This window comes from Paenibacillus sp. ACRRX, assembly GCF_022346885.1.
Classification (GTDB): Bacteria; Bacillota; Bacilli; order Paenibacillales; family Paenibacillaceae; genus Paenibacillus_B.
The window spans coordinates 32,774-47,159 of record NZ_JAKRNK010000003.1 but is presented as its reverse complement, the minus strand read 5'-3'; the positions used below and the strand labels follow the sequence as shown (position 1 = coordinate 47,159).

The 14,386-nt window shown below is 40.9% G+C and carries 10 protein-coding genes; 6 read left to right on the top strand and 4 right to left on the bottom strand.

The features are described 5' to 3' along the window. The first annotated feature begins 331 nt into the window (after nucleotides 1–331). Both MH117_RS11020 and galU read left to right on the top strand, forming a co-directional pair. Complete coding sequence (locus MH117_RS11020) at nucleotides 332–2,947, top strand: U32 family peptidase (protein WP_239328761.1); 2,616 nt, start codon at nucleotides 332–334, stop codon at nucleotides 2,945–2,947. A 244-nt stretch (nucleotides 2,948–3,191) separates the two neighbouring features. After that, entirely contained in the window at nucleotides 3,192–4,082 is an 891-nt protein-coding gene (gene galU / locus MH117_RS11015; RefSeq protein WP_239328759.1) for a UTP--glucose-1-phosphate uridylyltransferase GalU, read from the top strand. Between the two features lie 39 nt (nucleotides 4,083–4,121). Here the strand turns inward: galU and MH117_RS11010 are convergent, their stop codons facing one another. From MH117_RS11010 to MH117_RS10995, 4 genes are all read right to left on the bottom strand, one after another. Next, a complete protein-coding gene (locus MH117_RS11010) occupies nucleotides 4,122–6,584 on the bottom strand; it encodes an O-antigen ligase family protein (RefSeq protein ID WP_239328758.1) in 2,463 nt (820 codons plus the stop codon). Nucleotides 6,585–6,587: 3 nt separating this feature from the next. Next, a complete protein-coding gene (locus MH117_RS11005; RefSeq protein ID WP_239328756.1) occupies nucleotides 6,588–7,682 on the bottom strand; it encodes a glycosyltransferase in 1,095 nt (364 codons plus the stop codon). 32 nt (nucleotides 7,683–7,714) lie between these two features. Next, nucleotides 7,715–8,626: a glycosyltransferase family 4 protein gene (locus MH117_RS11000; RefSeq protein WP_239328754.1), complete on the bottom strand. Its 912-nt coding sequence runs from the start codon at nucleotides 8,624–8,626 to the stop codon at nucleotides 7,715–7,717. A 215-nt stretch (nucleotides 8,627–8,841) separates the two neighbouring features. Continuing rightward, nucleotides 8,842–10,332, bottom strand: a complete 1,491-nt coding sequence (locus MH117_RS10995; protein ID WP_239329198.1) for a sugar transferase — start codon at nucleotides 10,330–10,332, stop codon at nucleotides 8,842–8,844. Nucleotides 10,333–10,567: 235 nt separating this feature from the next. Here MH117_RS10995 and MH117_RS10990 point away from each other — a divergent pair, with 235 nt between their 5' ends. The 4 genes from MH117_RS10990 to MH117_RS10975 are packed head-to-tail and all read left to right on the top strand — an operon-like array spanning nucleotide 10,568 to nucleotide 14,368. Next, nucleotides 10,568–11,644 carry a mannose-1-phosphate guanylyltransferase gene (locus MH117_RS10990; protein WP_239328753.1) on the top strand — a complete coding sequence of 359 codons (1,077 nt, stop codon included), beginning with the start codon at nucleotides 10,568–10,570 and terminating at the stop codon, nucleotides 11,642–11,644. A gap of 26 nt (nucleotides 11,645–11,670) precedes the next feature. Continuing rightward, nucleotides 11,671–12,648, top strand: coding sequence for a GDP-mannose 4,6-dehydratase (gmd, locus tag MH117_RS10985; protein WP_239328752.1), 978 nt, complete (start codon nucleotides 11,671–11,673; stop codon nucleotides 12,646–12,648). Beyond that, a complete protein-coding gene (locus MH117_RS10980; protein WP_239328751.1) occupies nucleotides 12,645–13,604 on the top strand; it encodes a GDP-mannose 4,6-dehydratase in 960 nt (319 codons plus the stop codon). Before gmd ends, MH117_RS10980 begins: the two co-directional genes overlap by 4 nt. Further along, a complete protein-coding gene (locus MH117_RS10975) occupies nucleotides 13,595–14,368 on the top strand; it encodes an ABC transporter permease (protein WP_239328750.1) in 774 nt (257 codons plus the stop codon). The genes MH117_RS10980 and MH117_RS10975 overlap by 10 nt, the downstream gene beginning before the upstream one ends. Nucleotides 14,369–14,386: the final 18 nt, after the last annotated feature.

Below are 14,386 nucleotides of genomic sequence, written 5' to 3'. Positions count from 1 at the left end.
TTCCACGTTATATATCGTCTGTGTTGGCAAGAACAGGATGTTGTTGTTTTCTATATGCGCGGCTTAAAGGCGTCTTATTCGTCTCAGGCAGAGCAGCAATTTATGAAAGTGATAGAGTCTATGACGGTACACAAGTAATGGTGACTATAGACGAAGATCTATAGATGAGCGCACCCCAAGATCATGAGGCATGGTCTTGGGGTACTTTGTGTTTATTACTATCCTTATTAGTGTGAAATATTTCATTGTGTCAGGAGGTAGATTCAGCCTCTATTATGGGGTAAACTGTATATTTAGAGCTCCTGATGGGGCACTTTGATGGAGGATGAAGATGACTAGAGAGATACAACGTGAAGATATAGAATTGTTGGCGCCTGCGGGCGATTGGGATTGTATGCGTGCCGCAGTGGCGAATGGTGCGGATGCGATATTTTTTGGTGTAGAAAAATTCAACGCGCGTGCACGTGCGAACAATTTTCGGATGGACGAGCTGCCTGAGATTATGGCGTTTTTGCATAGTTATGGGGTTAAGGGTTTCTTGACCTTTAATATTTTGGTATTTGAAGATGAGCTGCGAGATGCGCAGCAGCTAATTGATGCTTGTATCGATGCAGGTGTAGACGCGGTTATTGTACAGGATCTGGGATTGGTGAAATTGATCCGTGAGATGTCTCCGGACTTCCCGATTCATGGTTCTACACAAATGACGATTACCTCGCCTGAGGCAGCTGAGTTTACGAAACCGTTTGGTATGGAGCGGGTCGTATTGGGCCGTGAGAATAATTTAAAGCAAATTCAGAAGATCGGCGAGATTGCTAAAGTGCCGATGGAGGTATTTGTACACGGTGCTTTGTGTGTCTCTTATTCTGGCCAATGCTTAACGTCGGAGATGTGGGGCGGTCGTTCTGCCAACCGTGGCGAATGCGCGCAAGCATGCCGTTTGCCATATGACATGATGGTAGACGGTGAGCATCAGCCGATGGGCGATATTACTTATCTTTTGTCGCCGAAAGATCTGGCGGCGATAGACATCGTGCCAGAGCTCATTGAAGCGGGTGTGACATCCTTTAAGATTGAAGGACGTATGAAACAGCCAGAATACGTAGCTAACGTCGTGAGCAAGTACCGGAAAGCAATAGATGATTATTTTGATGGCACGTGGACGGGGCCTTCCAAGGAAGAAGTGCGCGAGCTGCAGCAGAGCTTCTCACGCGGCTTTACGCACGGCTTCCTGTCGGGTACAAACAACAAGCAGCTCGTAGACGGAACGTTTCCGAAGAGCCGTGGCGTGTATTTGGGCCGTGTCGAGCAGGTGCTGCGTGATGGCGTGGTCTGTAAGCTGGAGGCGCCGCTTAAGCGCGGTGACGGGATTGGATTCGACGCGGGTGATCCGACGCAGAAGGAAGAGGGCGGCCGTGTCTATGATGTACGCCGCAAAGGCGTGAAGCTGGAGGGCGAGGCTGAGGAAGGCTGGATCGTGGACATCGTGCCAGGACGCAACGATGTGAACTTACGCCGGGTTAAGGTCGGCGATCGGATCTGGAAGACAAGCGATCAGGCGCTGGACAAGCGAATGCGCGCCACATTTGAGACGGAGAAGCCGTATCGGGTGTTTCCGATGCATATACGCGTAGAAGGCCGTGTAGGCGAGCCGCTGAAGACGTGGTGGACGGATGTGCAGAAGGGCACGACCATTCAAGTAGATTCGGAGCTGCTGCTGGAAGAGGCGCAGAAGCGCCCGATGGATCGTGAACTGCTGGAAGAGCAGCTCGGACGTCTGGGCGGTACGGTGTACCAGCTGGAGCAGTTGGACGCTAAGCTGGAAGGCAGCGTGATCGTGCCCATGCGCGAGCTGAATGCGATTCGCCGCCGTGCGGTAGAGCACCTGGCGGGCGAACGGCCGAAGCCGCCTGTCTACGTCAAGCATGACGTAGACGTATTGGCAGGCGCCGGCGTGCAGCATACGGCGGTGCCGTTTGGCGGCGCGCAGCTTACTGCGCTCTGCCGCACGCTGGAGCAGGTGCAGGCAGCAGTGCTGACCGATGTGGCGTTAATTTACGCCGACTTCGAGTTTATTAAGCAGTTCCCGGCAGCAATCGAAGCCTGCCGAGCTGCTGGCAAGCCGATTGCGCTGGTTACACCACGCATCCACATGCCAAACGAGAACGGCTATCATCGCAATATCCTGAATCTGAAGCCGGATGCGGTGTTAATCCGCAATACGGGTGCCTTGCATTATTACCAGCAGGCCAAGGCTGAATGGGAGCTTAAGCGTGCTGAGGCTAGCGCGGCTGTGCTGCCAAGTGATGAGATCATAGCAGAAGCAGCAGATAACTCCAATCTGGCTATCTGCCCGCCTAAGCCGATGGGTGACGACTCGTTCCCGCAGCTGATCGGTGATTTCTCGCTGAACGTAGCGAATCACAAGACGGTGCAGCTGTTTGCGGAAGCAGGTCTCGATCGGATTACACCATCGTATGACTTGAACATTCAGCAGATGGTGGATATGCTGCGTCATGCGGACACGTCCAAGCTCGAAATCGTCATTCATCAGCATCTGCCGATGTTCCATACGGAGCATTGTGTGTACTGTACGTTCCTCAGCGAAGGCACAGACTACACGAACTGCGGCCGTCCGTGTGAAGAGCACAACGTCTCCTTGCGTGACCGTATCGGAATGTCTCATCCAGTCCGCGTAGACGAAGGCTGCCGCAATACGGTGTACAACGCCATCGAGCAGTCCGGCTCGGAATACTTGCCGAACTTCCTCGAGCTTGGCGTCGACTCCTATCGCATCGAGTTCCTGGAGGAGACCGCAGAGCAGGTCAACCAGGTCATTGACTTGTACAACCGCTCCCTGTGCGGCGAGATTAGTGGCACACAGGTGTGGCGTATGCTCAAGGCAACAAATCAGCTTGGCGTTACGCGCGGACAATTGGTGAAGTAACGAAAGTCCCTCAGCTACATATAACTTGTATGTGTAGGTTGAGGGTTTTCAAATTGATTAATATAATTCTAGATCAAGTTATATTTATAATATAATTTATATGTGCTCATGGGTATTTAAGATATTACTTTTTCAACGTACGTCACGGGTCATATTACTCCCAATAATCATGTAATTCCCATTATTATCATGTATAATTGTGAAAGTGATTGTTATTTATAAATGAAATAAGGCGGAGGAACAAATGAAAATACGTAAAGCTATAATTCCTGCAGCTGGACTAGGAACACGCTTTTTGCCTGCAACAAAAGCAATGCCCAAGGAAATGCTTCCAATCCTTGATAAACCCACTATACAATACATTGTGGAAGAAGCAGTCGATTCAGGCATTGAAGACATTATCATAGTGACTGGTAAAGGAAAACGTGCAATAGAAGACCATTTTGATAATTATTTTGAGCTGGAGCATATGCTACTTGAAAAAGAAAAGCATGCTCTACTAGAAGAAGTACGCAAGTCTTCTGATATGGCAAATATTCATTATATTCGACAAAAGGAACCTCGTGGATTGGGGCATGCCATATGGTGTGCGCGTAAATTTATTGGAGATGAACCTTTTGCTGTACTACTAGGTGATGATATCGTCGAAGCGAAAAACCCTTGCCTTAAACAAATGATAGACGTGTATAACGATTATGAAGCAACTGTAGTAGGTGTACAACCTGTGCCATGGGAGGAAGTATGTCGATATGGAGTGGTTGCTGGTAATCAATTGTCCGAGCGTATTATGCGTTCAGAAAGGTTAGTTGAGAAACCACCCGTTGATTCGGCACCTTCTAACTGGGCTATAATGGGACGGTATATCTTAACTCCGCGTATTTTTGAGATACTAGAGGAGCAAGAAGCCGGTGTAAATGGGGAAATTCAATTAACAGATGCGATCCAGCATTTAAGCCAGGTGGAGCAAGTGCTCGCTTATCACTTTGAAGGCCAGCGCCATGATGTAGGTGAGAAGCTTGGTTTTATCGAAACCACGATCCACTATGCTCTCCAACATGCTGATTTGAGAGAGCCATTACTTCGTTACATGGAACAGCAAATACGGTCAGCACATACAGAAACGACTCGGGATTAATCCCGAGTCGTTTTTCGGTTACATTTGCTTGTAACCTGTTTATTGGATCTGCATGTTTACGATACTATCTATCTTTGCCTGCCCCTCTGGATCAAGAGCCAGGAGCTTAGCTAGGTTCGCATCATCTTGTAATCCAAGCTTCTTAGTCATAGCAAGGTACCATCTTAGAAGGTCGACCTTGCTTGTATCATTCGGCTTAGCTGGGTCAGGTGTTAAATCCTCTTGCAGATGTGCTTTCATCATGTCGTAAGCCTCTTGTGTTTTACCCGTCAGATAGTAAGCTTGACCCGCATGAAGTGCTACTTTAGGTGTAACCTCAAATTTACGTCCTTGAAGCTGCCCCTCAGGGAGCGTCTTCAGATGTTCAATACCCAGTTCAATATGCTTTAAGGAATCAAACACGGAATTAAAATACTTATCCTTTAAAGCTTTGTCGTCCGAATTAGATCCCAATAGGGATGAAATGTGCATGAATTGCTCGTACCACTCAATATCCCATGGGTAACGGTATTTATTATTGTCATAAACATCGTAAATTTCTTTATTCATATTTTTGTAGGAATAGAGTTTGTTTAATTGCATCCATAATTGCTTATTAGACGACTCGGACTTAAGTGTATCTTTCAATAAGCTATCAGCAGCAGTGAAGAACTCTTCTTTTTGCGTTTGTTTATAGATTTGACTCAATAGATCAGCCTTCATACCTACATAATTGGGATGATGTCCTTGAATCCCAAGCGCTTTATCCAGCGGAGTTGTAATCTGAGTATAGTCATTACTGCTGCCTGCAGCAGCAAGTGATTGATTAAATGAATTAGATGCTGATACAAATGTGATAGCAGTAATGAGTAAGACAACAGATACAAGACCTAACGCAGTTATATAAATAGAACGCACTTTTGTAGGATTCCAACTTAGTTTAGTGAACGGCTTGCTATCTATGGCAGCAGTCATCCCACCTAGCCCAATAAATACGAGAATTCCCATAAAGACGTAGCTCATGTTAAAGTCCAAAATACTATGAACAAGAATCGAAAGTGCAATGATGAAGTATAAAAAGTAACTTTCGCGTTTGTGTTCATGAGCACGTATATAAGAACGAATATATTGATAGAACAAGTAAATTAAGAAAGTCATAAATATGACAAACCCTAGTATCCCAGTTTCAATCAGATACTGCAGAAAGAAATTGTGCGCTTGACGAGAAGTATAAGGATTGTTCTGATACTGCTCATATAGAGCCCCCCAGCCTCCGCCGCCCGCACCGATGACTGGATGATCTGCAATAACTTTCATGGAATCCTTATAGAATGTGAAGCGCTCCAAGACAGAGTGCTGTACTAAGTTGATATTTCCTAGGCGAGTTTGAATATTCTCAGGAAGAATATTTTTGGCATCTGTACCCATGAAAATAAACAAGAGAGACGCTCCAAGTAGTGCACCTCCAATAGGGAAAAGGAAGGAACCCCACTTCTTGTTGGACAAGTGTGACATTTTACTCTCTAACCAAGGTGCTACCCATTGCTCAAGAGCCAAAGACAACGCTGCTGATATCAAAGAACCTACGACCACATAAGCCCAGCCTTTCATAGATTCAGCTGTTGAAAAAGCCTGTTGGACATTTAGTCCAATGTCCGTGACCGGATTAAGAATTCCAACAGTGACAATTCCACTAATGACTAAGTGAAATATCCACATCAGTTGGCGATGAGGCTTTAAGAATACTAATAGAATTATGAACACAACTGGTAAAAGTAACAAACCACCACGAGACAAAGTCAAAAAGATAGACAACATAATAGGAACCAACATGAAAGCGTGTGTCGCTCGACTCCACCATTTACGTGACTTTCCGACATAGAACACAGCTGCAAATAAGAAGGCCATAAGGAATGCAGCGTATGTATTAGCGTATTGGAAAACGGATGTTAATCGGGCACCATCCACAGTCATCATCACGGCGTCCTTAAACAAGCCATTTGCATCGAACGGAATAAGCCATCCCAATGATACTTGAATCCACTTCACACTGTTTAACCAATGTAATAACCCAAAGGCAACGATTCCATAGGAGGATATAATGATTAGTGATTGTATAGAATTATTATTGCTATCTTTATTAAGATAAGTAGAAGTAATAGCAAAGAAAATGAAATACACACACATAATTAAAGTTAGGTTGGTTGCCATAAAACTGGAAGCTGCACCAAACATTGAAATGCAATAAGTAATAGGAAGGAGGAATGCTCCAAGAATTATGATGGTTTTTGTATTAATTTCTTTGGTTTCTTTATAAAAAATAGGGAAAAATAAAAAAGAAATGATGGATGCAAACAGCATGGATAAATAAATAGGGGGTTCAAAATTAGAACTTTGCCCGTTAAATAAAGCCACTTGGTATGGCGCCCATATAAAGAATAAGGTAAGAGTAAATAAAGGTATTTTATCCCATATTAATCGTTTTTCTTTGGTTATAGACTTACTATAGCCGTACTCTGACATTAATTACTGCACTCCCTTGTTATGAACTTGTTCAATGAATTGATGTACTTGCTTCTGAAAACGTTGCTTATTAAAAGATGCAGCATGCTGATGAATGTGATTGGAATCAAATTGTGTAATACTCATTTGTTTAAGTTTTTCAACTATGCAAGATACTCTTGCGTCCCTAAAGAATAATCCGGTTTCTCCTTCAATTACAGTTTCCAGTGCACCGCCTTTTCCATAAGCCAATACGGGTCTACCGCTAGCCTGTGCTTCTAAGGGGGTTATACCGAAGTCTTCTTCCCCTCCTAGGATAAATCCCCTACACTTCGAATAGTACTGTGCAATGACTTCATCTGATTGATAGCCGAGGAAAGTAATAGTCGAACCTGCCATCTGCTCTAATCGCTTGCGATCATATCCATCTCCAATAATGACCAATGGCCATTTAAGCTCGTTAAACGCTTCGATAATCAAATCAATACGCTTATAAGGAATGAGTCGCGAAACAATTAAGAAATAATCCTCTATCTTATCTGATATCGAGAATTGCTCTAGATTCACTGGTGGGTGAATGACAACTGATTCCCTTCCGTAGTACTTCTTGATTCTTTTGGCAACGTTATTCGAGTTAGCGATGAAGTGGTCCACGCGTTGGGCGGTTGCATAGTCCCACAGGCGTATTTTGTGCAGCACTCGAGGTAACACCCATTTGAAAATGGGATTTCTAAGTTCATCCATGTATTGATGGTATAAGTCCCATACATAACGCATGGGGGTGTGACAATAACAAACATGCGTTTGAGAGGAGTTCGTGATTACACCCTTGGCAAATGCACTAGAAGTAGATAAAATTACTTCGTATTCTCTCATATCAAACTGCTCTACTGCTAAAGGGAGCAGGGATAGCATTTTCTTATAGTGATTTTGAGAAAATGGTATATTTTGTATAAATGAATTGTGAATCTCAGCTTGCTTAAAGACATCAGGCATTTTGTTGAGATTCGATATTAGTGTGTAGATTGGTGCTTCTGGGTACTGTTCCATGAAGGTCTCTAATACCCGTTCCGCGCCTCCGTGTTGATTTATATAATCATGAACAATGGCTAGTTTCATTTACCTTCTCCTATTTAAGCAATTAATAATAGTTACACAGAAGTATAAATATTATACGTTTTATCTGCAGTTAATTTCCAACTGAATGTAGACGATCTAGATAGAGCGAGTCGCTTCCTATCCAGATAATTGGAATCCTCATGAAGAACATTTAATATTTGATCTGCCCAATCCTCAGGCTCGTGAGGTGAACATAAAATACCTCCATCTCCAATAACCTCAGGTATAGAGGATACGTTGGATCCAATCACAGGTACTCCGCACTGCATAGCTTCAACGAGTGGCAATCCAAACCCCTCATATAATGATGGCATAGTTAACATAGTTGCTCCATTATAAATGGCAGGTAAATCTTCGTCATCTACATAACCAGCAAAATGAATACATGATTGAAGCTTATGCCGCTCAATATATTCATATAAAGAAGAGGTCTTCCATCCCTTTGTTCCAACAATGACGAGCTTGTGATCAAGCAAATATTTACTAGTTAGTTGATGATAGGCCTTTACAACTGTAATTAAATTCTTTCTCGCTTCAATCGTCCCCACACAAAGAATATATTGATCAGGCATGTTGTATTTCTGAAGTATTGGCCGAACAACCTGATTTTCTAACGGTTTAAAACGGGCGTCAGCTGCTAATGGAATGACAGTAATCTTCTCAGGGTTTATGTTCAACAAGCTAACAATATCTGCTTTGGCAGATTCTGATAATGCAATAATATGATTGGCACTAGCAGCGCTGTAAGGCACCCATTTCATATGATGGTTATATATTTTACTACTCGTAGTCTCCGGATATTTCATAAAAGCCAAATCGTGAATATTAACTACATAACGCTGTTTTTTGATTGGTATATGAGTATAATTAGTTCCGTGATATACATCAAAAGGTTCGTTTATGAATTCATCATATCGGAACTTATATAAGAAGTTAGGTTTCATGAGTCGTCGAATTACTTTGTATGGATAACGACTATTATAAATGGAGCATGTACTAGGTACAGGGCTGTTTAACTTCCTTTGTTTCAAAATCTGATTCAATCCGACGGATATGGTTAAGTCCTCATATGTATTGAGGACCTTTAACAGTTCAGCAGTGTATCTTCCGATTCCTGTAAGAGGTCCAAGCAAGGGCTGTCCGTCAATGCATACCTTCATTAATATGCTCCTTCTCCTTTTAATACTACTGGGATGGTCTTAAGGAGTATTTTTAAATCAAGAGCGATACTCCAATTCTCAATATAATATACATCAAGATTCACCCACTGTTGGAATGAAAGATCACTTCTTCCGCTAACTTGCCATAAACCTGTGATACCTGGTAGAACTTCTAAGCGTCTCCATTCCCAGTCACTGTAATGAGCAACTTCAATTTCCAATGGAGGACGTGGACCTATCAGGCTCATATTTCCTTTTAGGACGTTAAATAACTGTGGCAGCTCGTCTATTGAATATTTCCGTATAAATCTACCAGTGCGTGTTATACGTGGATCGTCCTTCATCTTAAACGCAATACCATCCACTTGATTTTGCGAGGCTAGCTTATTTAACAACTGATCTGCATCTTGAACCATTGAACGGAATTTATACATGTTGAACGGCTTGCCATTCTTTCCAATTCTGGTTTGTTTATAGAACACGGGACCTTTCGATTCAATTTTAATGCAAATACTGGTAATAAGCATAATGGGTAATGATATGATCAAGGCAATTAGCGTCAGCAAGTAATCAAAGGCTCTTTTTAATAAGAAACCAGTTCCCCGCATCGGTGTTCGAACTAAAGAAACTGTTGGCAGGGAATTGATATTGCCTACTTGGACTGTTCCTAAAACTAAATTAAACATATCTGGAATTATTTTTATTTCAACAGGCGATTTTCGAAAGTCTGAAATAATCTTCTGAACAAGCTCTCTCTCAGATGGAATGGTTATAATAATTTCATCAGCTAAAGTATGAAGTTTGTATATATTTTGTAGGTCCTCTGTTTTTCCTAAATAAGTTGTATCAGCAATGATATCATCAACCTCATCATCTACGTATCCCACTACCGTATATCCTAACCATTTATGTTTCTGCAACTCTTCTATTAATGACTTCCCTACTTTTCCAGCTCCAATAATAATAGCTGTTCGAGATAAAATCCCTCTCGCATTGAAGGCAAGATAGAGCTTTCGCTTTACAAATCTCAATATCGTTACTAATCCTAATGCTGATATTCCAAAAAGAAGGATTACTACTCGTGAGATATCTGTCAACTTAAATAGGAAACTAAGTCCTACGGCGAACAAGATGGCATAGGCGATTGCTTGTGTTGATTTGAGAATTTCATCTACTAGTCCACTAGTTGCTATAAAAGAGTGAATCCGATAACGAAATGTAAGGAACCCATATAGAGCAATAAACATTAAATAGAAATATAAGTAATAGGAGAAGCGTGGATTAGTTAATTCAAACATTTCAAAAGGAACATTAAATTCCAAGTGGATCCGCCATGCATAAAAGATGAAATATAAAAAGGTAAGAAGCCCTAACTCTAACAATAAAAAAACAAGAGAAAACGTTTGGACCATCGTTTTCTTTGTTTCCATTCTCTTATTCAGCTCTAGCAGTGGTAATAAGTTATCTCTCTCTTTGGCTTTGACATGCATATACTCCAAAGTGTCTATCCTCCAAATCATAGTTCTTTGATATACGACAATCTGCAAATATATAGCTGTAGAAATTTGTATGATTTATTGTTACCATGTAAGTTGCATAATAGTATTCATCAATTATAACTCTTTTTGAAGAAATTAGGTATCAGCTGGCGAATGTTACATTGAACTATAAATTAATAGTGAATTATAATAGTATTTTGGGTCAGTACACAATGGAGGTTTGAAAATGAGAATTACTGCGGTCATAATGGCAGGAGGCAAGGGCGAACGTTTCTGGCCAAAGAGCCGGACTAATTTACCGAAGCAATTTCTTAATATCTCTGGCAGCAAGTCTATGATTCAGCAATGTGTGAATCGGCTGCAGAAGTTTATTCCTATTGAACAAGTGTTTGTGGTGACGAATGAACTCTATGCGGAACTGATTAAGGGCCAGATTCCAGCTCTCCCTTATGAGAACATAATTATCGAACCTGTTGGTCGTAATACAGCGCCGTGTGTGGGTTTGGCTTCTATAATTATTGAAGAGAAGTTTCCTGACAGTACTATGGTCGTACTACCGTCCGATCATATCATTAAAGATGAAGATGAGTTTGTTCACATCCTTCAAACCGCAGTGGATGTTAGCCGTGAAGGGAAGAACTTGGTTACACTAGGCATTAAACCTACATATCCAGAAACAGGGTACGGATATATTGAGAGCACACTAGATATCCGAGTTTTAAATGATTTTCAGGTGCATCGAGTTCAACAATTTGTTGAGAAGCCCAACCTAATAAAAGCAACTTCTTATCTGGATGCAGGTAATTATTACTGGAATAGTGGTATATTTGTATGGAAAACTTCTGTCATACGTGGATATATCGCAGAGCATATGCCTCAAGTCCATGATTTACTAGAAACGATGAAAGTTGCCTTTAGTCAATGTGATCGAAATGATGTTATTCGTTCTGAGTTTCCTAAGATGCCGGATCAGTCCATTGACTATGGTATTATGGAAAAAGTACAAGACATTTATGTGATTCCATGCGTTTTTGGTTGGGACGATGTCGGAAGTTGGACAGCCTTAGAGCGAATTGATGAATTAGACGATAATGGTAATGTTATTAGGGGTAACACCTTAAATATTGATACTAAAGGTTGCATTATCGAAAGTAATGGGAAGTTGATTGCTACCCTAGGAGTAGAGGATTTAATTATTGTGGAGACGGATGATGTAACACTGATTTGTAACAAAGAAAAAGCACAAGAGATCAAGTCTCTAATTAAGGAACTTAGGATCCAAAAGCTAGAGCACTACTTATAACATTAAGCATAAAGGAGATATGCATTGTGGAAAAACGCGCATTGATTACGGGAATTACAGGACAAGACGGTTCTTACTTAGCGGAATTATTATTGGAAAAAGGATATAAAGTATTCGGATTAAGAAGAAGAACGAGCGTTCCGATTATGGAGAATATTGAACATATTAAGAATGAGATTGAATTTATTGATGGGGATCTTCTGGATCTTACCTCGCTCATGCAAGCGGTTAAGATTGCGAATCCTGTTGAAGTCTATAACTTGGCTGCCCAATCTTTTGTAGGTACTTCTTGGACACAACCGGGATTGACTGCTCAAGTGACAGCGCTAGGGGTTACTAACATGTTGGAAGCAGTTCGCCTAGTTAAGCCTGAAGCACGCTTCTATCAAGCTTCGAGCAGTGAGATGTTCGGCAAAGTAATGGAGACTCCTCAAAAAGAAACAACGCCTTTTTATCCTCGCAGCCCTTATGGTGTGGCAAAGGTTTACGGGCATTGGATTACTGTCAACTATCGTGAAAGTTATAACATGTTCGCTTGCTCAGGTATCTTGTTTAACCATGAATCTCCACGCCGTGGTGTAGAGTTCGTTACTCGTAAAGTAACGGATGCTGTGGCTCGTATCAAACTTGGACTGCAATCCGAGCTGCGTATGGGTAATTTGGACGCCAAGCGGGACTGGGGTTTTGCTGGTGACTATGTAAAAGCGATGTGGTTAATGCTTCAACAAGATACACCAGATGATTATGTGATTTCTACCAACGAAACCCATACGGTGGAAGAATTGGTGGAAATTGCATTTGGACATGCAGGACTTAATTGGAAAGAATACGTGGTGATTGATCCTAAGTTTGTCCGCCCTGCTGAAGTTGACCTTTTGTTAGGAGATTGCACCAAGGCTAAACAACAGCTAGGTTGGGAACTTGAGGTAGGTTTTGAACAGCTTATTAAGATGATGGTTGATAGTGATTTAGCTAAGTATAATAAGCAAGGAATTGGCAAATGACAATGAAACGAGTTCTAGTAACAGGAGCCTCTGGTTTCGTAGGATATCATTTAGTGGAACTTCTATTAACTCAGCGCGTGGAAATTTGGGGTACTTTTAGTAGTGGGAGAAGTAATAACGTACAATCTATAAACTGGCTTTCAATGGATGTGACTGATCCATTGGAAGTCGATTTTGTTATTAAAAAGATTAAGCCAGATGTTGTTTTTCATTTGGCAGCAAAGAGTAACGTGGCAAACTCATGGATAAATACGAATCAACTTAATACAGCTAACATTAATGGTACTCTTAATGTTGTTAATTCGATCCTGAACCACTCTCCTGATTCGCTGTTAGTGAATATCGGTTCATCAGAGGAATATGGGATTCCTACGTCTTTGCCAATTAACGAAAAGCATATACTAAATCCTGTTAACCCATATGGTATTAGTAAGCTTAGTGCAGGGTTAAGTGTTCTTCGATTTTGCGAAAGATTCAATCTTAAGGTTATTCATGTTAGGCCATTTAATCATATTGGTCCTGGACAATCTTTAGGGTTTGTTACATCAGATTTTGCAAAACAAATTGTAGATATAGAGACAGGAAATAGTCCTAATAGTATTCATGTTGGTAATTTAAGCTCAAAAAGAGACTTTACAGACGTCAGAGATGTAGTGAAAGCGTATTGGTTACTTTCTGAGTACGGAAAAGTTGGGAGTGTATATAATGTTTGCTCAGGAATTAGTACAAGTATATCTGAAATTTTGGAAAAATTCATTCTCCTAAGCAGAAAGGAAATCAAAATAATCGTTGATCCTAATAAATATAGACCTATTGATGTCCCCGTTATCTTCGGAGACAATCATTTTCTATGTAACGATACTGGATGGAATAGACAATATAATTTAGACAAAACGGTAGAGGACATTATGAATTATTGGAGAAAAAAGTCCTTGGGAGAGCTAACATGGCTTTGATAAAAGAAGTTTATAACTACAGAGAAATGCTAAAGAATCTAGTCGTAAGGGATTTAAGAACAAGGTATAAGGAATCTGTACTAGGCTTCTTTTGGACACTTATAAATCCATTGATAATGTTGCTTATATATTCGATTGCGTTCAAAACAATTATGCGGATGGATATTGAAAACTATAGTATTTTTTTGTTTTCTGGTCTTTTGCCCTGGTTATATCACCAAACAGTTATTGCTGGAAATACATCAATAATTGTTAATAATAGTGGACTTATAAAAAAAGTTTACTTCCCATATGAAATATTACCTTTAAGCACAACGATAGCGGGGGCAGTAAATTACTTATTATGTTTAATTGTATTACTCGTTTCGATGGTATATGTTGGTATACCGATTACAATTAATCTTGTATACTTCCCAATAATTTTGTTGATACAAATGATCCTCATTTTAGGGATGAGTATGATTCTATCTGCTCTGAATGTGTTTTTTAGGGATTTAGAACATATAGTAAGCTTATTGATGATGGCTTGGTTCTACTTGACTCCAATCTTTTATCCTTTAACGATGGTGCCTGAAAAGTACAGCCATTTCTTTTATCTTAATCCTATGACACATTTAGAACAGGCGTATAGACAAATTTTTTATTATGGGAAAGCCCCAGAATTCACCAATTTACTAATGTGCTTTGCCTTTTCGGTAGGATTTTTATTGGTTGGAACAATACTGTTCAATTTATTGAAGAAAAGATTTGCTGAAGAACTGTAATTATGAAAGGACAGTTGT